The organism is Flavobacterium sp. ABG, assembly GCF_001027725.1.
In the GTDB taxonomy this organism is placed as follows: Bacteria; Bacteroidota; Bacteroidia; order Flavobacteriales; family Flavobacteriaceae; genus Flavobacterium; species Flavobacterium cupriresistens.
In genome coordinates, this window is the sequence record NZ_LEKS01000001.1 from 156,186 (window position 1) to 175,710 (window position 19,525).

Genomic DNA, 19,525 nt, shown 5'->3' on the forward strand with positions numbered 1-19,525 from the left:
ATAAAAACAAGATTTATGGATGCAAAACGATTGAAGTGGTTTTATTTGCTATTGCTTTCTCTTATCTGGGGAAGTTCTTTTATTTTAATCAAAATTGGCTTAATTGGTTTGACGGCAATTCAGGTAGGTTCCCTCCGAATTATTTTTGCAGCTGTATTTTTGCTGATTATCGGATTTTCCAGTTTAAAGAAAATTTCGCGTCGTCAATGGAAATTTATTGCCCTGACATCTGTTTTTGGGACTTTTATTCCGGCTTTCTTTTTTGCGATTGCAGAAACCCGCGTTGACAGTTCGATTGTTGCTATTATGAATTCACTTACGCCATTAAATACCTTAATTCTTGGTGCGATTGCGTTTGGAATCCAATTTCAAAAAAGGCAAATTCTGGGAGTTTTTGTAGGCTTTGTGGGTTGTTTGCTGCTGGTTTTAAGCGATGCTATGACACATTCCGGACAAGATTACTATTATGTGGTTTTGGTGGTCATTGCAACGATTTGTTATGCTATAAATGTAAATTTAATCAAGAGATATTTGTCTGATTTGAATTCGTTAAGTATTACAACGGGGAATTTTGCTGTTTTGCTTGTACCGGCATTAATCATTCTAAGTACAACCGATTTTACACAAAGAGTAAGTCTTGAAGTATCACAACACTCTATTTTATTTGTGTTGATTTTAGGAGTTTTGGGAACGGGAATTGCAAATGTTGTTTTCTTTAAATTGATCCAAATGTCATCGCCTGTATTTGCGACTTCAGTAACTTATCTGATTCCGATAGTAGCTTTCTTCTGGGGATTATTAGATAATGAAATGCTGACACCGATCCAGTTTTTTGGAGCGTTTATCATATTGATTGGAGTTTATCTCTCGGCAAAAAAATAATTTTGCAAGTGAAAAGTTTTTTTGTGAAGTGTGAAATGAAGAATAAGGAATGTAAGATGTGAAATATAGAGCAATAAAAATCGAAGATTTTAAGTGTTAAAAAAAATCTCAGAACCTCAGAATCTCAGAACCTCAGAACCTTTGCAACTTAAAAAAGAAAGACTATCAATATTGACAGTCTTTCTTTTTTTTTGAGAGTTATTTGAAATCCGCTTCAGAAACGCCTTCGTTGATTTTAATATCAGACATTTTAATATCCAGTTCAAAACCTGCATTTTGAATGATATTGAAAGGAACTTTTATACCTTTTACCTCTTTGTAGTCATTAAAGTAAGTGGTTTGTGTGGTTGATTGACCACTTTGTTCTTTTACTTTAAGTTTAGCTACTTTTAAACCCGATTTTACATCATAGTAATAAACAGTTTTGCCGTCTTTTATAGCGTAAGATTCCTGTCCGTTTATAGATTCAATTCCGTCCACTTTTAGATCGGTTCTTTTGCTTAGGCGTAATTCTTCAAATGGAGTAGCGCTTGCTTTCATTTCGGCTAAATCATCGCCTTCTAAGTTTTTGCGTTGTCCTTGTTGTTCAACATAAGCGCCATTTGCATTTACAACTTGTTTCATTAAAGGCATGCTACCAAGGTTTAGCGAAACCATCATTTTTCCTTGTGAATCTAATTTCGAAGTAAAACTCAAAGGAGATGGGGCTTGCGGAATTGTAGTAGTCCCGGTCATGAAAAGTGTTTTAGCTGTAGAAACCGCTTTTTCGCCACCAATTGCTTTAATGTAGTTTTGAAAAACCGTTTGTGCAGTAACTCCGGCTGGAGCTTCTTTTTTGGAAACAGGTTTGTCAATTGGATTTCCGTATTTATCAAAATAGTAAATAGGGATCTGAAGTTTTTCAAGACCAGCAAGCACTTCAGAGCCTTTTCCGGCAATTACAATACGCATATGATCCAGTAAGAAATATTTGTTGGCTACACGATAAATATCATCAGGAGTAACATTGTTAATCGTTTGAATGTATTTTTCGTAGAAATCTGCAGGAAGTTTTTCTGTTTCAATGTTTAGGGCATAACGTGCGACTGTTTGTGGTTTTTCAACCTGCATTACAAATCTTCCGATATAACCCGCTTTTACATTTTTTAAAACATCATCAGCCACTTTTTCAGTTCGGATTCTTTTTATTTCTTTTACAAATTCAACAACTGCACTATCGGTAACGGCATTTCGTACAGCAGATGAAGCTCTGAATTTGGTAATGTATTTTCCGCTTCCAATGTTTGAGCTTGCTCCATAGGTCCAGGCGTGTTGCTCGCGTAAGTTCATGTTCAGGTAACTGTTGAAATCGCCGCCCAGAATCTGATTTGCTATTACAGCAGAGAAGAAATCAGGGTCGCTCATTTTTAAATTCAGCGTATTAACTAATGAAATTTCAGATTGAACCGCATTTGGCACATCTACAAAATCAATTTGAAGTTTAGAAACATTTTCGGGATCCGGATATGTATTTTTTGGAGCAGTTTGTTTTTTCCATCCACCAAAAAGTTTTTCAACTGCTGCTTTTGTTTCTTTGAATTTTACATCGCCAATTATAACTAAATAGGCGTTTTCGGGAACAAAATAGGTAGCGTAGTTTGCCTGCACATCAGGAAGGGTTACATTTTTTAATGTTTCTTCGGAAATGTACTCTCCCGCTGGGTGGTTTTTTCCAAAAGCTAAAACATCAACAACACGATTTGCAATCGCGGGAACGCTTTTTTCGTCGGCTTTAAGTCCTTCGGTTAATTTTGCTTTCTCCTTGTCGAATTCGGTTTGTGTGAAATTGGGTTGTAAAGCACCTTCAGCTAAAAGCTCTAAAATACGTCCGGAATATTTTGAAAGTGAACTGGCATAGGCTCCTTGTGAGTTGAAATTGATCTGCGCTCCGTAAAAGTCGATCTCTTCATTAAAAGCCTCTTTAGCTGTTTTTTTAGTTCCGTTTCCAATCAGACTACTGGTAAGTTCATCTACACCTTTTTTGTTTCCTTCTATAAAAGGAGCGTTGTCCAGGCTTAGGTTGAAGCTTACTCGGGGTAGCTTATGGTTTTCAACTACCAAAACTTTCATTCCGTTTGCCAAAACAAAGGTTTGTGGTTTTTTGATATTGACGACAGGAGAGTTTCCTGGTTTCGGTTGTGGACGATCTTGTGCTTGCATAATTCCGGTGAGGAATAAAAGGATTAAAACGGTATGTATTTTTTTCATGATTCGATTCTTAGTTTTGAACTTTTGTTGAAGGAACATAATCTAAAATTAAACGCTGGTTAGGGTTTAAATACTTTTTGGCAACCTCTCTGATTTCTTCTCTGGTGATAGAGTGATAGAGGTCGATTTCGGTATTGATTAGGTTGACATCTCCATAAAGTAAATAGTAAGAAGCCAAATTTTCTGCAATTCCCTCAACGCTTGCATTTGCGTTGACAAAATTGTTATCGAATTTGTTTTGTAATTTTTCATAATCTTTTTCAGAGATCAAATCGGTTTGGATTTTTACGATTTCTTCATCGATTTCTTTTAAAAGATCTGTCGTTTTGTAGATTCCCATTGGTAAGCCGTACAAAATATAGGTTCCGTAATCTTCCTGGCTGAATCCTACAGCGCCAATTTGAAGCGCCATTTTTTTATCATCAACAATTTTTTTATACAATTTTGAACTTTTTCCGTCGCTCAGATAAGAGGAGATCAGATCCAGAACTCTGGCATCTCTTGTTTTCATCGAAGGGGTTCTGTAAGCTGCTACCACCATCGGAATCTGAATGTTAGGATCTTCATAGGTTGCTTTTATAGTTTCGGTAATAGGGGCCTCGGTAAAAGTTTGTTTTTTTACGTCTTCTCCTTTTGGAATTGGTCCAAAATATTTCTGAATCCACTCTTTGGTTTTTGCTTTGTCGAAATCTCCGGCAACAACCAGAACAGCATTGTTTGGGGTATAGAATTTTTTATTGAAAGCTTGAAATTCTTCTAAAGTAGCAGCATCAAGATCTTTCATAGAACCAATAGTAGTCCAACGATATGGATGGTTTTTGAATATGTTTTTCTTTACCTCAGGAAGGATATTTCCGTAAGGCTGATTGTCGTAACGCATTCTTTTTTCCTCTTTGACTACCTCGTTTTGCGTGTCAACTCCTATTTTATTAATAATAGGATGCATTAATCGCTCAGACTCCAGCCATAAACCAAGTTCTAAGTTGTTTGATGGGAAAACCTCGTAGTAATACGTTCGGTCATCAGAAGTGTTGGCGTTGTTTACACCGCCATTGGCCGTGACGATTTTCATCCATTCACCACGTTTTATATTTTGAGTTCCTTCAAATAATAAATGTTCAAAGAAATGGGCAAAACCCGTTCGATCCGGACGCTCGTCCTTAGAGCCGACATGGTACATTACAGAAGTAATGACAACAGGAGCCGAAGGATCGTTATGCAGAATGACATGCATGCCATTGTCTAAGTTGTATTCTTCAAAAGCTACTTTTTGAGCATGAGCTACTCCGCCAAGCATTAGTGCCGCGCTTAACATCATTATTGCATTTTTCATAAAGATTAATAATTTTATATACCTAATAGTGTAGGCAGCTAAGATTTAGTTACATCAAAAATAACTTTTTTTTAATTACCAGATTGTAATAATTATCATTTTAGTAATAATTAACTTATAAAATGATGTTTATTAGAGTAAAAACCCCTGAAAGACAGCTCTTCTATCATTGAAAATATTTTTGAAATAAGGGATTGCATACTAAATTATTAATTGTATATTTGCAACCTTAAAAATCAATAAATCAATTTGGTATGTATGCAATCGTAGAGATAGCAGGGCAACAATTCAAAGTAAGCAAAGACTTAAAGGTTTATGTTCACCGTTTGACTAATGAAGAAGGTTCAAAAGTTTCTTTTGACAAAGTTCTTTTATTAGACGATAATGGAAACGTAACTTTAGGCGCCCCAGCTATAGAAGGTGCTTCAGTAGAAGCTAAAGTGTTACAACACTTAAAAGGAGACAAAGTTATCGTTTTCAAAAAGAAAAGAAGAAAAGGATACAAAAAGAGAAATGGTCACAGACAATATCTTACTCAAATTGTAATTGAAGGTATTACTGCAGCTGGAGGAACTAAAAAAGCAGCAGCTAAAAAAGCGGTTGTAGCAGAAGATGCAGCTACTGAAGAAGTAGAAGCTCCAAAAGCGAAAAAAGCAGCTCCAAAAGCAAAAAAAGAAGCTACTAAAGAATAATAACAATATTTAAACTCATACGTCATGGCTCACAAGAAAGGTGTCGGTAGTTCGAAGAATGGTAGAGAATCAGAATCAAAACGTCTAGGCGTTAAGATTTTTGGTGGACAAGCTGCTATTGCTGGGAACATCATCGTTAGACAAAGAGGTTCAAAACATAATCCAGGTGAAAACGTTTACATCAGTAAAGATCACACCCTACACGCAAGAGTAGCTGGAGTTGTAAAGTTCCAAAAGAAAAGAGATAACAAATCTTATGTATCTATCCTTCCATTCGAAGCATAATTCATTAGACTACTTATTACAAAACCCGTTCTGAAAAGAGCGGGTTTTTTGTTTTTGGGAGGGTTTCGAGTTTTAAGTTTTAGGTTTCAAGTTTCAGGTTTCAGGTTTTGATGCGAATTTGTGTCATTTCGAGGAACGAGAAATCACACACGCTGAGCACACACTGTATGGAATATTGGGTGCGATTTCTCGTTCCTCGAAATGACACAAATGGCATGAAAAGGAAAATAAAAGTTGACAAGAAGCTTCCGTAGAGACGCACAGCAGTGCGTCTCCTTCCATATTACAAAACCCGTTCTGAAAAGAGCGAAGTTGTCATTTATAGGTACGAGAATTATACAAGTTAAGGACGCGCTGTTGTCGAATATTGGATGCGATTTCTCGTGCCTCGAAATGACACAAATGGCGTGAACAGGAAAAATAAAAGTCAACAAGAAACTTCCGTAGAGACGCACAGCAGTGCGTCTCCTTCCATATTAGTTGCAAATGCAATTTCTTGCTCCTTGATAATAAAAAGTCTCCGTATAATTTGTTATTCGAAATTCATACATCACAATTTAAACAAAAAAAACCTGCTCACTTAAGAACAGGTTTTCAAATACTTTCATTTCCAGAATTGGAATTTGGAATTTCAAAAATTGGAATTTTACTTTATGTTATTCAGAATCTTTAGTTTCCTCCAGATCGTCAGATTTTCTTCCCAGTTTTATCTTTGGATTATCCTGAGTTCCGGTTACCGTCAGCGGAATTCCGAAGATGCCTAGCGGAGGAAGGCCTAAACGCATTTTTAAGTTTAGTTTTCCATCCAGACTTGTTGTTCCTTCGATTCGGGGTCTAAAGCCTGCAAATTTAAATTTAAAACGTTCCACCGTCATAATATTATTCTTGATGGTGGTTTTAATGTCTACTTTGGAAACATCGGGATTCTTGATGGCTTCAGAACTTGTTTCTTTACTTACGGCAGTAAACATTTTTAAGCCTCTTATTTTTACATCTTTTACAGAAAGTGTTCCGCCACCAACAAGAGAAGGGTATACAGGGCTCATGCTGCTGTTTAATCTTCCTTTTAATTGATAGTCTAAAGAAACAATTCCTTGCGCTTTTTCTGCCGCACTGGCCATTTTTCTGAAAACGTCAATTTCGTTATAGGCTCTTTTAATATCAAAGTCAGTTGCTTTAATAGCATAATCAAAATTTGCTTTTTTAGGTGTAATCGCCTGATAGTTTGCATTCATGGTAACATTACAGCCGATTAAGTTGAAACCGGTGTTTTGCATGCTTAGTTTGCCCTTGTTCATTTTTAGATTACCTGTTGCATTCAGTAGATTTAATTTGTCAAAATATACTTTTTGTGCATTTGCTAGTAATTGCAGATTCAAATTAGTAGGTATAATAATTACTCCTGTTTGTGCAGCTTGTGTTTGAGGTGCTTTATTTGGGTCTTCCGTTGGTGTTACTGTTGAATTTGCAGCTGTATTCGACATGAATTCATCCACATTAATGTATCGGGAAGTAACTTTAAACGATCCTTTTAAAATTCCTGTAGTGGTCGTTGCGTAGTTAAAAACGTTTTGCAAATACCCATTCATCCTAAAATCAGATTGGCCGTATGCAGCCAGAAAGTTATTAAAGGACATTTTATCCTGATTGATTTTAAAAATACCCTCTTTAATAATGAAGCGTTGCGGAAGATACTCAGACGTAATCGCAATATTTCTAAGTTCAAGAGTTCCTTTGTTGTGCAGTCTGCTGTAATTTCCTTTTTCAGCATCGCTTTGTTTTCCTTTTAGGGCTAAATCTGCTTTTACAGAACCGTCTAAATCAAGTCCTTTCTGAGAAAAAACATTGTATATTTTGCTGATATCAAGTTCTCCTTTCGCTTTGATGTCATATGTTAAATCATCAAAATTACTTAGTTCGGCCTCGACAAAAACAGGTTTTCCTTCAAAGGTAAACTGCGTTGGTTTTAGGCTTACTTTTAAGTCATCAAAGGTTCCTTTGTTGTTTTCTATTTTCGATTTGACAATAATATTAGTGATCGGATTGGGGTAATATTTGGTTTTCAAATACCCGTTATCCAGATTGATAAAACCATTAGTTACAGGGAAAATTCTGTTTTTCTGATCAAATTTACCGTTTGCTTTTACGTCACCTGCTAAAGTTCCTTTTAGTGTTAAATCAGGTATTCCGAGCGCTTTAGTTAGTTTTTCAAGGTCAATTTTGGCTTTAAAGTCACCTTTTATATCCGGCGTATTGATGCCTTTTATGTAAAATTTTGACTTCAGATAATCCTGATTGATATTTAAAGATAAATTTTGAGCATCAACAATCAGAAGATCCGGATTTAAAGAAGGAACGGTCGTTTTTAGTTGCAAGCTTAAGTTTGAAACCGGAAAAGCACTTTTGTTATAATTCACCAAGCCGCTGTCTATCTTTAAATCTAAATTCAAATCTGGAGCAACGTGTTGTGACGCAATATAATCTCCTTTTAGCGTTAAAAGCAAATTGGTGTTTCCTTTTATATCTGTTTTAGAAAGCCAGGTAATGTATTTTGGAGGGAAGGCAGTAAATACATCGTGGAGATCGCTATTGTTTGATTTAATAACAAAATCCATGTTGTAACCGTCTTTCAGGAAATCAAATTTTCCTTTAAAATCAACCAAAAGATCATTGATTTTTAAATCATTTTGTTGGAAATAGAAAGACAAAGAGTTCACATTTACCTTGGTAATCAGATCAGCATTTATCTTTTTATTCATTAAATACGGTTCATTTTCATAAACAATATTCAGCTTTTCAATTTTTGCTTTAGAATACAAATCAAATACCGCTTTATTCAAATCTCCTTTTCCAAGATAATCAAAGCCCAGAGCGTCAAAATGAATTTTAGTGGATTTATCATCATAAACAATCTTACTGTTTTGAATTTCAATATGTTCTAATTTTAAGGCCGTCTCAGAACTGTCCTTTGGATTTGAAGCCTTCGGTGACGATTTGTAGATGTTGTAGTTGGCTTCCCCTTTTTCATTTACTTTCACATTGATAAAAGAGTCGGACAAATAGATCTGGTCAATTTTTACCGATTTGCTAAAAATCAAACTTGCGACATTGATTCCAAAAGAAACCTCTTTTGCTGTGATGAATTTTTCGTTTTTGTAAGGTGCCGAACCATTAAGCTTTAAATCATTTAAAGTTAAAGTTAACGATGGGAAATGATGAAAAAACGAAATCGAAACATCCGAATAATTAAGCTCTGCACTTAATTTTTCATTGGCAGTTTTCTTGATTTGATCTTTAATCTGATCTGCAAAAACAATAGGTGTTAAAAATAACAACCCTAAAATAACAACAAAAGTTATTCCGGTGTATTTTGCGATTTTTAGTAAGACGGATTTTAATTTGCTTTTTGACATAACAAAAGAGTTAGACGGTGTGGTATTATAAATGGCGACTATTTAAAGAAAAAGAAACTGTAGACTATCCGTGTACAGTTTCTTTTTTTCCATAATTTGTAATGATAGAACCTTCGAATTCAATCCATTCTTTCCAGCGTTTATCGATATCTATATTATCAGTATATTTTCTGGCAAAACCTAAAAAAGTAGTATAATGTCCAGCTTCAGAAATCATCAGATCGCGATAGAATTTGGCTAATTCCGGATCTTGAATGTTTTCTGATAAAACTTTAAATCGTTCACAGCTTCTGGCCTCAATCATGGCAGAAAACAGCAAGCGGTCACAAAGTGCGTCTTTTCGGCTTCCGTCTTTCTTCATAAATTTGAAAAGTTCATTCACGTAATGATCTTTTCTTTCACGTCCCAAAGTCAAACCTCTTTTTTTGATTAAGTCATGAACCATTTGCAAATGCTCCAGCTCTTCTCTGGCAATCACGAGCATTTCGGTTACTAATTCCTCTAATTCAGAGTTGTAAGTAACTAAGCTAATGGCATTTGAAGCCGCTTTCTGCTCGCACCACGCATGATCCGTCAGAATTTCTTCGATATTTGATTCGACTATATTTACCCAGCGAGGGTCCGTGGCTAATTTTAATCCCAACATAATTTACAAGAGAATTGTTTCCTGCAAAATTAGTCTTTTTATAACCGAAAATGAGTAATTATTGCGTAATTACGCTCAAAAAAGCATTATTTTGTAGCTTCAAAGAACTAAAATGAATAAAATAAAAAAACTTTTAATTATTGGTTTCGTATGGCCCGAACCAAATTCCTCAGCAGCAGGTGGCAGAATGATGCAATTGATTTCTATTTTTAAAGAAAATGGATTTGAAATTACCTTTGCAAGCCCTGCTTTAGACAGTGATTTCATGGTCGATCTGACCGCTTTTGGAGTTGAGAAAAAAGCCATTGAATTGAATAATCCGAGTTTTGATGTTTTTATAAAGGAATTAAATCCTGATGTCGTTTTATTTGATCGTTTTATGATCGAAGAGCAGTTCGGATGGCGCGTTTCTGAAAATTGCCCCAAAGCGATTCGAATATTAGATACCGAAGATTTACATAGTTTGAGAACGGCCAGGCAAAAAGCCTTTAGAGAAAACAGAACTTTCGAACCGTTTGATTTGTTTTCTGAGGAAGTGGCAAAGCGCGAAATCGCCAGTATTTTGAGATGTGATTTGTCATTAATTATTTCACAATTTGAAATGAAGATCCTCAATGACATCTTTAAAATTGATTCGAGACTCTTGTTTTACTTGCCTTTTTTGGTTGATGAAATGAAAGAAGAGGAGCTTTTGGATTTACCTTTATTTGAAGACCGTGAAAATTTTGTTTTTATTGGAAATTTTCTTCATGAACCCAATTGGAATACTGTTCAATATTTAAAAGAAGCCATCTGGCCTTTAATCAGAAAACAATTTCCTGAAGCAATTTTGAAGGTTTACGGTGCTTATCCGTCACAGAAAGCATTACAATTGCATCAGTCAAGAGATGGTTTTCTTATTATGGGAAGAGCTGCCGATGCAACTGAAATTGTCAAAAAAGCCAAAGTAGTTTTGGCTCCAATTCGTTTTGGAGCAGGTTTAAAAGGAAAGTTGTTGGAAGCCATGCAATGCGGAACACCGAGTGTAACATCAGAAATCGGGGCAGAGGCCATGCATGCTGATTTACCTTGGAACGGATGTATTACAAATGATATGGAATTTTTTGCAAAACAAGCCATTGCCTTATATCAGGATGAAAATTTGTGGAAGCAATCTCAAAAAAACGGAGTTGCAATTATAAACCACTGTTACCAAAAAAGTGCATTTTCTTCGGCATTAGTGGACATAATTAGCGCCTTACTGGTGGATTCGGAAAACCATCGTCTGCATAATTTTATGGGAAGTCTGTTGCAACATCATACCTTAAAAAGTACCAAATACATGTCAAAGTGGATTGAGGCTAAGAATAAAAATTAAACCATTCTCCCAAATCCTATTGTTTCGCGATACAGTTGGGGCGAGACATCCGCATTGGTTTTGAAAAAGCGACTGAAATAATGTTCGTCATCATAACCCAGTTCGTAGGCAATTTCTTTTACCGTTTTGTTGGTCATATACAATTCTCTTTTTGCCTCAATGATTATTCTTTCGGCAATGAGGTCTGTAAGTGTTTTGTTGAAATAGTTTTTAGATAATTTAGCCAAGGCTTTAGGGGAAATATTCAGTAACTCGGCATAATGTCCCGCGGAATGTTTGGTTTTGAAATTATCTTCGATTGCGTCTTTAAGGTTTTGAAGTATAAAAGGTTCCTTGGAATCGGGGAGTGGCTTCGGTTCTTCTGATTGATCTGTTTTCAAGCGAGTGGCAGTAATCAGGAAAATTTTCAAATAAGAAATAAGCAATTCGTATTGTGCGATTGCGGTATTTTGAAGCTCCGTTTTTATTTGGTCAATGACCATTTGAAAGGTGGCTTTTGCCTGATCGGTAACGGCAGTAAAAGGAGGTTGATATACATTGTTGAACAAAACGCCATTGCACGAAACTTCTTTCTGATGTTTAAGAATGCAGTAAAAATCCGGATGAAAATGAATTGCAATTCCTTGAATATCCTCTTTTGTGCAAATCATGAAAGGTTGATAGGGTGAAAAAGCCAGCAGCGAATCCGTGTTGAAATGATGTTCTGCAAAATCAGCCTTTATGGTGCCTTTTCCTTTTGTAATCCAAATTAAAGAAAAATAATTATTGCGTTGAATATGGTCAAAATGGCTGTTGTCATCAAACGAAAGTAGTTTGAAGGCCAGATTGCCATTTTGTGGATTTATTAAGGTAGAAACACTTTGGTTGGACATTATTTGGAAGCGTTAAAGTTTGCGATCAGCTTCATCAATAGCCAAATCATTAATACTGGCGAATCGTTTTTGCATATAGCCATTTTCATCGAATTCCCAAAGTTCATTTCCGTAGCTGCGAAACCATTGTCCGGCATGATCGTGCCATTCGTATTCAAATCTTACAGCCATTCTGTTGTCTTTAAATCCCCACAATTCTTTTTTGAGTTTGTAGTTTAATTCCTTTTGCCATTTTTTGGTTAAAAATTCTTTTGCTTCCTCACGACCGTTGATAAAATCAGTTCGATTTCTCCATTCGGTATCAATAGTATACGCCAGAGAAACTTTTTCAGGATCTTTTGTGTTCCAGGCATCTTCTGCTATTTGCACTTTTTGCAAGGCGGTTTCCATTGTGAATGGGGGTAAAGGATGTCTTTGTGGTTCCATAATGATTTTTTTTATACTAAGATAGTCATGAAATCAATCATGACTATCGTTAGAGATTCTTTTTTTAGCAATTAGTTTTGCAGTTCTAAAGGTTGCACTGCAGGGAAGTCAATTTCTGTGTTGACAGCATTGTTGAAATAGTTGGTTAAGATATTTAAGGCTACATGTCCTATAATTTCAGCTAATTCTGCTTCAGAAACACCTGCGTTTTTTGCCAGATTTACATCTTCATCGTTTATTGAGCCTCTTTTGTTTGTTAAAGTAGTGGCAAATTGTAAAATGGCTGCCGTTTTAGGATCAGCTGAATTTCCTGATCTGGCAGCATGTAAAAGTTCCGGATCTGTTTTTGCCAGGTTTTCTCCAATAAAAGTATGAGCGGCTAAACAATAGTTACAAGCGTTCTTTTCAGAAACAGCCATGGCGATAAGTCCGCCGGTTTTTGAACTCAATTTCCCTTGGCCCAAAGCACCACTGAAGTTTAAGTAACCTTCTAATAGGGCAGGAGAATTTCCCATTGTTCGCATCATATTAGGAATGACTCCTAATTTAGCTTGTACAGCATTGAATAAATCTTTTGTTTTTCCTGTTGCTTCTTCCGGGTTTAATGCAGTTAATCGTGCCATTTTAATTTGTTTTATGAGTTGTTGTCTTTTGACATTACAAAGATGCGACGGCGGCAGATTTTAGAACATGGAGAATTTACGCTATGTGATGGACAATTTTTCCTTTGGTGTTTTTGAATAAAAAAATCCCCGAATTACAAGAAGTAATCGGGGATTTGTAAGATGTAAACTGTATACTGTTTCTGTAAACTTTATTTCAGTAAATCTTCAACGCTTTGAATAGTCGTGGCGTGATAACCGGATTTTGCTTTATCGAAAATCTGCTGTGCCCATTTTTTTCCTTCCGGAGTTTTTGCCATTTCTTTGTAAAGCATCATTACAGATCCTGTTCTGCTGCTTGTCAGTAAAAATTGCTCAATTGCAGGATAAGCTGCAGTGTATTTATAGCGAATAGAAGGAACAAACCATTGGCGTTTGATAATGAAATTGCCTCCTTTTGTGAAGTTAAATTCAGCGTCAAGTTCCTGCATTTCTTTTGGAGTGATATCAGTTGGAAGGTTGTCTATAAAATGTTGTTTTTCTGGCGTACTTGTGATTTTTTGACTTAATCCTTTTACTCCTGTTTGTCTCCAGGTTTTTTGGATTTGATCAATTGCATCAAACTCAGGAGAGCTTACCGGTGTAATATTAGCAGGGATTCCAGGCTTATAAATCCATTCTTCCAGTTGTATTTTATCGGCTAAAGCTTTATCACCTTTGATTAAATTTTCATTTAAATATTTTACAAAATCTTCTGTTGTAATGGATTTAAAAGCGTGCGCATCGAAATAATTTTTAATAAAGACATCGAATTTTTCGCGTCCAACCGCATTTTCGATTACTCTTAAAAAAGCATATCCTTTTACATATGGAATTTGGTTAATTCCATCGTCAGGATTTCTTCCCGTTAAACTAACTTTAAGTCTGGTGTCCGGATTTGTATCACCATATTCTGCTACGTTATCTGTTAATTCTTTACGAGTGATAACATTTTGCATTTCAAATTCTTTTTTACCAAAAATGGCTTCGCCAATGCGGTGCTCTACATAGGTGGTGAAACCTTCGTTCAACCAAATATCATCCCAGGTAGCATTGGTTACTAAGTTTCCGCTCCAGCTGTGTCCTAGTTCATGTGCTAATAAGCTTGTTAGGGAGCGATCTCCTGCGATAACGCCCGGAGTTAAGAAAGTCAGGTTTGGATTTTCCATTCCCCCGTAAGGAAAGCTTGGTGGTAAAACCAATACGTCATAACGTCCCCAACGATACGGGCCGTATAGTTTTTCGGCGGCAACAACCATTTTTCCTAGTTCGGCAAATTCCCAAGCTGCTTTTTTAAGAACAGATGGTTCTGCATAAACACCCGTTCTGTTGTCTATAGATTGAAATTGAAGATCTCCAACGGCAATTGCCATTAAATAAGACGGTATTGCCTTGTCTTGTTTAAAAGTATAAACTCCGGTGTCATTTTTTTGCTGTGGATTTACAGCACTCATTACCGCTAATAAATCTTTAGGAACAGTAACTTTTGCATTGTAAGTAAAACGAACGCCCGGAGAATCCTGACAAGGAATCCAGGTGCGCGACCAGATGCTTTCTCCTTGAGAAAAAAGGAATGGTTTCTTTTTGTCTGCTGTTTGTTGCGGGGTTAGCCACTGTAACGCAATAGCTTCTTTACTTGTGGTATAGTAAATCGTAACTTTGGTAGTGTTAGGTTCAATAGTAACATGAAGTGGTTTTCCGTGAAATTCTACTTCTTTCCCAAGTTCGAATTTGGTTTCTTTTTCGTCATCGCCTAAAGTTACTTTGGTAATGTCTAATGTGTTTTCGTCGAAAATAATTTCGGTTCCTTTGCTGATATTGTCAATTTGCCAAGAGGCTTTTCCTGAAATGGTCTGCGTGTCAAAGTCAACTTTAATATCAAGATCTAAATGTTTTACAACTGCCAGATCCGGTTTGGAAAAAGTATGTTCGTCTTTTATGGTGGTGGATTCTTTATCCGTTTCTTTGGTGGTTTCTTTTTTTTGACACGCAATAGCAGTCAAAAATAAAGTGAGGAGGAGTATTTTTTTCATAGTTTGATGATTAAATTAGGAAACTAAATTAAATAAAAAATCCCGTTTTGAAAGTTCAAAACGGGATTTTAATATAAATAACCTTAGACTCGGTTCAGACTGACAAAATTACGCCAACATAGTTACCGGACTTTCGATGTATTGTTTTAATGTTTGTAAAAATTGAGCTCCGGTAGCACCGTCAATTGTTCTGTGGTCACAAGCCAATGATAACATCATGGTGTTTCCTACTACAATCTGACCGTTTTTGACAACCGGTTTTTCTACAATTGCACCTACTGAAAGGATCGCAGAGTTAGGTTGGTTGATAATTGAATTGAATTCAGTAATACCAAACATTCCAAGGTTAGAAACTGTAAAAGTGCTTCCTTCCATTTCTTGTGGTCCAAGCTTTTTGTTTTTAGCTCTTCCGGCAAGATCTCTTACGTTACCTCCGATTTGAGATAAACTCATAGCGTCTGTAAATTTCAATACAGGAACTACCAATCCGTCTTCAACCGCAACAGCAACTCCGATATTTACGTGGTGGTTGATGATAATGGCATCTTCTTTCCACTGAGAGTTGATTTTTGGGTGTTTTTTCAAGGCTAAAGCACAAGCTTTAATTACCATATCGTTGAAAGATACTTTTGTATCCGGAACCGAATTGATTGTTGCTCTTGCCTGCATTGCGTCGTCCATACTTACTTCGATCACTAAGTTGTAGTGAGGTGCTGTAAATAAAGATTCTGCCAAACGTTTTGCGATAATTTTACGCATCTGAGAGTTTTTGATCTCTTCTGTGAAAACTTCTCCCGTAGGAACAAATACTTTCGGTGCAGCTGGTGCAGCAGTTTCCTGTGCTTTAGCGGCTGGTGCCGAAGTAGTAGCTTGTTGAGCAGCTGGAGTAAAGTTTTCGATATCGCTTTTTACGATACGTCCGTTTTCTCCTGAACCTTTAACCTGGTTTAATTGAATTCCTTTGTCAGAAGCAATTTTCTTTGCTAATGGTGAAGCTAAGATTCTTCCGTTTGAAGTTTCAACAACTGCTTCTGGTGCTTTTTCAGCAGCAGGAGCTGTTTTTGCTTCTTCAGTTGCTGGAGCACTTGCAGTACCTCCGGCAGTATAATTTTCAGAAATTCCTGAAATATCAGTTCCTGCAGGCCCGATGATCGCTAGTAAGCTGTCAACTGGAGCTGTGTTTCCTTCTTGAATTCCGATGTATAATAATGTTCCGGCATTGAAAGACTCAAACTCCATAGTAGCTTTGTCTGTTTCAATTTCTGCCAAAATATCTCCTTCAGCAACCGCATCACCTACTTTTTTCAACCAGGTAGCTACAGTTCCTTCTGTCATAGTATCACTCAAACGAGGCATAGTTACAACGATAACGCCTTTTGGCAATTCAGTTGCAGCTTTTGCCGGAGCAGCTTCTGTTTTTGTTTCAGTAGCAGTTTCCGCTTTTGGAGCTTCAGCAGCAGGAGCGTCACCACCGGCTAAAAGAGCAGAAATATCTTCTCCTTCATTTCCGATGATCGCTAATAAAGAGTCTACTGGAGCAGTTTCTCCGGCAGGGATTCCAATATGTAAAAGAGTTCCTTCGTTAAAAGATTCGAACTCCATTGTTGCTTTGTCTGTTTCAATTTCAGCTAAGATGTCTCCTTCGCTAATTTTGTCACCTACTTTTTTTAGCCAAGTTGCTACCGTTCCTTCCGTCATAGTATCGCTCAAACGAGGCATTGTTACTTTTATCGCCATAATATTTTATAGTTTATGAGGTGTAAATGGATAGTCTTCTTGTGCGTAAACTACATCGTACAATTGTTGTAATTCAGGATATGGAGATTCTTCAGCGAATTTCACACACTCTTCAACCAAATCTTTAACTCTTTGGTCAATTGTTTCAATTTCTTCTTCTGTAGCATATTTTTGATCCATAATCACATCTAAAACTTGTGTAATAGGGTCAATTTTTTTGTACTCTTCAACTTCTTCTTTCGAACGGTACAATTGTGCATCAGACATTGAGTGTCCTCTGTAACGGTACGTTTTCATTTCAAGGAAAGTTGGTCCGTCACCACGACGAGCTCTGTCAATAGCTTCTGTCATTGCTTCAGCCACTTTTACCGGGTTCATTCCATCAACTGGTCCGCAAGGCATTTCGTACCCTAAACCAAGTTTCCAGATATCTGTATGGTTGGCAGTTCTTTCTACAGACGTTCCCATTGCATAACCGTTGTTTTCAACGATAAATACAACCGGTAGTTTCCATAACATAGCCATATTGAATGCTTCGTGTAAAGAACCTTGTCTTGCAGCTCCGTCACCAAAGTAAGTCATAGTTACTCCTCCGGTTTCAAAATATTTGTCTGCGAAAGCTAAACCTGCTCCAACAGGAATTTGTCCACCAACGATTCCGTGACCTCCGTAAAAACGGTGTTCTTTAGAAAAAATGTGCATAGAACCTCCCATACCTTTAGAAGTTCCTGTTGCTTTTCCTAAAAGTTCAGCCATTACACGTCTTGGATCCACTCCCATACCAATTGGTTGAACGTGGTTTCTGTAAGCCGTGATCATTTTGTCTTTGGTTAGGTCCATAGCGTGTAAAGCACCTGCTAATACAGCTTCCTGACCATTATATAGGTGTAGAAAACCTCTAACTTTTTGTTGAATGTATAATGCTGCAAGTTTGTCCTCAAACTTTCTCCAAAGCAGCATGTCTTCGTACCACTTTAAATATACCTCTTTTGTAACTTCTTTCATTTGAATTCTCTCTTTTGCTAAAGTTGTTTGTGTTATCGATTGTGCCTGTAACGCAAAATAGTTTCCTCCCACAAATTTGCGCCCGAAAAGGTCGGGATGCAAAAATAAGACATTCCGTTTAAGAACTAAAATTTAAAAGGCACTTTTTGGGCTTTTTTTACAAGAACTTTTTATCGAACATAAAAGGGAGTAAGTTTTTTAGGGATGCCGATCTGTAAATCGCTCCAATTTCACCCATGAAATAAATCTCAATTGGAGTGTCTTGTTTGATTTCATATTCGGCAATTGATTGCCTGCAAGACCCACAAGGAGGAATTGGCGCTTTTGTCTGATTCGTATCGGACGCAGCTGAGATCGCTATCTTCAAAATTTTGGCTTCAGGATAAACACTTCCCGCATGAAATATAGCCACACGTTCTGCACATAATCCTGACGGATATGCGGCGTTTTCCTGGTTAGATCCCAGAACTATTTTTCCATTATCCAGTAATAAGGCGGCTCCAACTTTAAATTGAGAGTAAGGGGCATACGCTTTTTTGCGAATTTCGACTGCCTGATTCATTAATTCCTGAATGTCTGTTGGAAGTTCTTCAAATGAATCATAAGATAAAAATGAGGAGGTAAAGTTTATTTCTTTCATTCTTTTTATGGGAAAAAAAATCCAAATTCCTAAAAGTAGAAATTTGGATTGTTGTTATTCTTTTAATTTATTTTCGTTTAGTATACTTCGTATTTGTCACCAAAGTTAAAGGTTAAAGAGAAACGAAGTGTATTTTCTAACGGATTTTTAACTTTTGAAGCTGAAAATAAGTAAGAGACGTCAACTTTTACGGCGCTATACTTAAAACCTGCTCCCAAAGAGAAGAACTGACGGCCTCCTTTTTCAGGGCTTTCGTGAAAGTAACCTGTTCGTATGGCGAACGAATCCTGATACAGGTATTCTCCGGCTATACTATAGGTGATTTCTTTTAATTCTTCGCTAAAGCCACCCGGTGCATCTCCAAAAGATTTAAAGATTCCCGAAACCCAACCAATGTCGTTGTAGTTTTTATAGTTTATAGCGTTTGCTTCAGCTTGGTCAATGTCTCCCGGATCGGTAAAGTCTCCGTCACCATTAGCGTCAAATGGAGTTCCTGGTCCCGGAGGAGTTGGAACTAAAAGTTTTGTAAATTCGACACTAACGCCAATTTTGTTGTAATCATCAAGAATAAAATCGAAACCACCACCCAGACGCAGGTTGGCAGGTAAAAAGTTAGAGCTTATGTTGTCATGGTCGTAGCTTATTTTTGGACCTATGTTTTGCATGTTAAAACCACCTCTCCATCTTCCGTTAAAAGTGTTGTAAGCAATTTCCTCTGACTGATAAAATCCGGCAACGTCTACAGCGAATGAACCTGCTGCTGATGCATCAATATTTTCCGAAGCAATTTTTAAGTTAGAGCGTATGTATCTTGCTGCAACCGCCATTGAAAATTCATCACTTAATTTTAAGGAATAAGATCCGTCTAAAGCAAATTCATTTGGGGACACAATGTTTGGATCATCGTTTGGATTAGCTCTTAGTTCAATATCTCCAAAACCAAAATAACGCAAACTACCGGCAAAAGCACTTCGTTCGTTAATTTTGTTGTAGTACGTTACTTGCCCAAGGGAAATATCGTTGGCTAAATCTGTTAAATAAGGAGTGTAACTGATAGAGAAGCCTTGTTTGTCTTCTGAAAAGGCATACTTGGCAGGATTCCATTGTTGAGAGAAAACATCAGCTGATGTGGCAACACCCTGATCCGCCAGACCGGCTGCTCTGGCATCTGCTGCAACTAATAAAAATGGAACTCCAGTTGTAATTGGAACAATTTCCTGAGCTTTTACCTGTGAAAGAACTAAAAAACAAATTAAGAAGAGCGCTATTTTTTTCATTTATTGAACTAAAATATGATTACGATACAAATATAGAAA

At 36.7% G+C, this 19,525-nt stretch carries 16 protein-coding genes; 4 read left to right on the plus strand and 12 right to left on the minus strand.

Features of this window, described 5'->3' with window-relative positions; genetic code table 11:
* Positions 1-15: 15 nt before the first annotated feature.
* Complete coding sequence (locus tag AB674_RS00645) at positions 16-882, plus strand: DMT family transporter (protein WP_047772936.1); 867 nt, start codon at positions 16-18, stop codon at positions 880-882.
* 198 nt (positions 883-1,080) lie between these two features.
* Here the strand turns inward: AB674_RS00645 and AB674_RS00650 are convergent, their stop codons facing one another.
* A complete protein-coding gene (locus tag AB674_RS00650) occupies positions 1,081-3,129 on the minus strand; it encodes an insulinase family protein (RefSeq protein ID WP_047773265.1) in 2,049 nt (682 codons plus the stop codon).
* Between the two features lie 10 nt (positions 3,130-3,139).
* Positions 3,140-4,462: a M16 family metallopeptidase gene (locus AB674_RS00655; RefSeq protein ID WP_047772937.1), complete on the minus strand. Its 1,323-nt coding sequence runs from the start codon at positions 4,460-4,462 to the stop codon at positions 3,140-3,142.
* 254 nt (positions 4,463-4,716) lie between these two features.
* Between AB674_RS00655 and rplU the strand changes: the two genes are divergently transcribed.
* Positions 4,717-5,154, plus strand: coding sequence for a 50S ribosomal protein L21 (gene rplU, locus AB674_RS00660; protein ID WP_047772939.1), 438 nt, complete (start codon positions 4,717-4,719; stop codon positions 5,152-5,154).
* Positions 5,155-5,178: 24 nt separating this feature from the next.
* Positions 5,179-5,439, plus strand: a complete 261-nt coding sequence (gene rpmA, locus AB674_RS00665; protein WP_035685981.1) for a 50S ribosomal protein L27 — start codon at positions 5,179-5,181, stop codon at positions 5,437-5,439.
* A gap of 656 nt (positions 5,440-6,095) precedes the next feature.
* Here the strand turns inward: rpmA and AB674_RS00670 are convergent.
* Together AB674_RS00670 and AB674_RS00675 are read right to left on the minus strand one after the other, a co-directional pair.
* On the minus strand, positions 6,096-8,852 hold the full coding sequence (locus tag AB674_RS00670) for an AsmA-like C-terminal region-containing protein (protein ID WP_047772943.1): 2,757 nt from the start codon (positions 8,850-8,852) through the stop codon (positions 6,096-6,098).
* 64 nt (positions 8,853-8,916) lie between these two features.
* Positions 8,917-9,498: a tRNA-(ms[2]io[6]A)-hydroxylase gene (locus AB674_RS00675; RefSeq protein WP_047772945.1), complete on the minus strand. Its 582-nt coding sequence runs from the start codon at positions 9,496-9,498 to the stop codon at positions 8,917-8,919.
* Between the two features lie 112 nt (positions 9,499-9,610).
* On the opposite strand from AB674_RS00675, the gene AB674_RS00680 reads away from it, so the two are divergent.
* Positions 9,611-10,855, plus strand: coding sequence for a glycosyltransferase family 4 protein (locus tag AB674_RS00680; RefSeq protein WP_047772947.1), 1,245 nt, complete (start codon positions 9,611-9,613; stop codon positions 10,853-10,855).
* On the opposite strand, the gene AB674_RS00685 is transcribed toward AB674_RS00680, so the two are convergent.
* The 8 genes from AB674_RS00685 to porV all read right to left on the minus strand — a co-directional run bounded on the left by AB674_RS00685 (position 10,852) and on the right by porV (position 19,486).
* Positions 10,852-11,727, minus strand: a complete 876-nt coding sequence (locus AB674_RS00685) for a helix-turn-helix domain-containing protein (protein ID WP_047772949.1) — start codon at positions 11,725-11,727, stop codon at positions 10,852-10,854. The two genes, AB674_RS00680 and AB674_RS00685, sit on opposite strands and share 4 nt — an antisense overlap.
* A 12-nt stretch (positions 11,728-11,739) precedes the next feature.
* Complete coding sequence (locus AB674_RS00690; RefSeq protein ID WP_047772951.1) at positions 11,740-12,153, minus strand: DUF1348 family protein; 414 nt, start codon at positions 12,151-12,153, stop codon at positions 11,740-11,742.
* Between the two features lie 71 nt (positions 12,154-12,224).
* Positions 12,225-12,776, minus strand: coding sequence for a carboxymuconolactone decarboxylase family protein (locus tag AB674_RS00695; RefSeq protein WP_047772953.1), 552 nt, complete (start codon positions 12,774-12,776; stop codon positions 12,225-12,227).
* A gap of 191 nt (positions 12,777-12,967) precedes the next feature.
* Positions 12,968-14,827, minus strand: coding sequence for a hydrolase/aminopeptidase (locus tag AB674_RS00700; protein ID WP_047772955.1), 1,860 nt, complete (start codon positions 14,825-14,827; stop codon positions 12,968-12,970).
* A gap of 108 nt (positions 14,828-14,935) precedes the next feature.
* A complete protein-coding gene (locus AB674_RS00705) occupies positions 14,936-16,564 on the minus strand; it encodes a pyruvate dehydrogenase complex dihydrolipoamide acetyltransferase (protein ID WP_047772956.1) in 1,629 nt (542 codons plus the stop codon).
* Positions 16,565-16,570: 6 nt separating this feature from the next.
* Positions 16,571-17,569, minus strand: coding sequence for a pyruvate dehydrogenase (acetyl-transferring) E1 component subunit alpha (pdhA, locus tag AB674_RS00710; RefSeq protein WP_047773266.1), 999 nt, complete (start codon positions 17,567-17,569; stop codon positions 16,571-16,573).
* Positions 17,570-17,726: 157 nt separating this feature from the next.
* Entirely contained in the window at positions 17,727-18,209 is a 483-nt protein-coding gene (cdd, locus tag AB674_RS00715; RefSeq protein WP_047772964.1) for a cytidine deaminase, read from the minus strand.
* 77 nt (positions 18,210-18,286) lie between these two features.
* Entirely contained in the window at positions 18,287-19,486 is a 1,200-nt protein-coding gene (gene porV / locus AB674_RS00720; protein WP_047772965.1) for a type IX secretion system outer membrane channel protein PorV, read from the minus strand.
* Positions 19,487-19,525 lie beyond the last annotated feature (39 nt).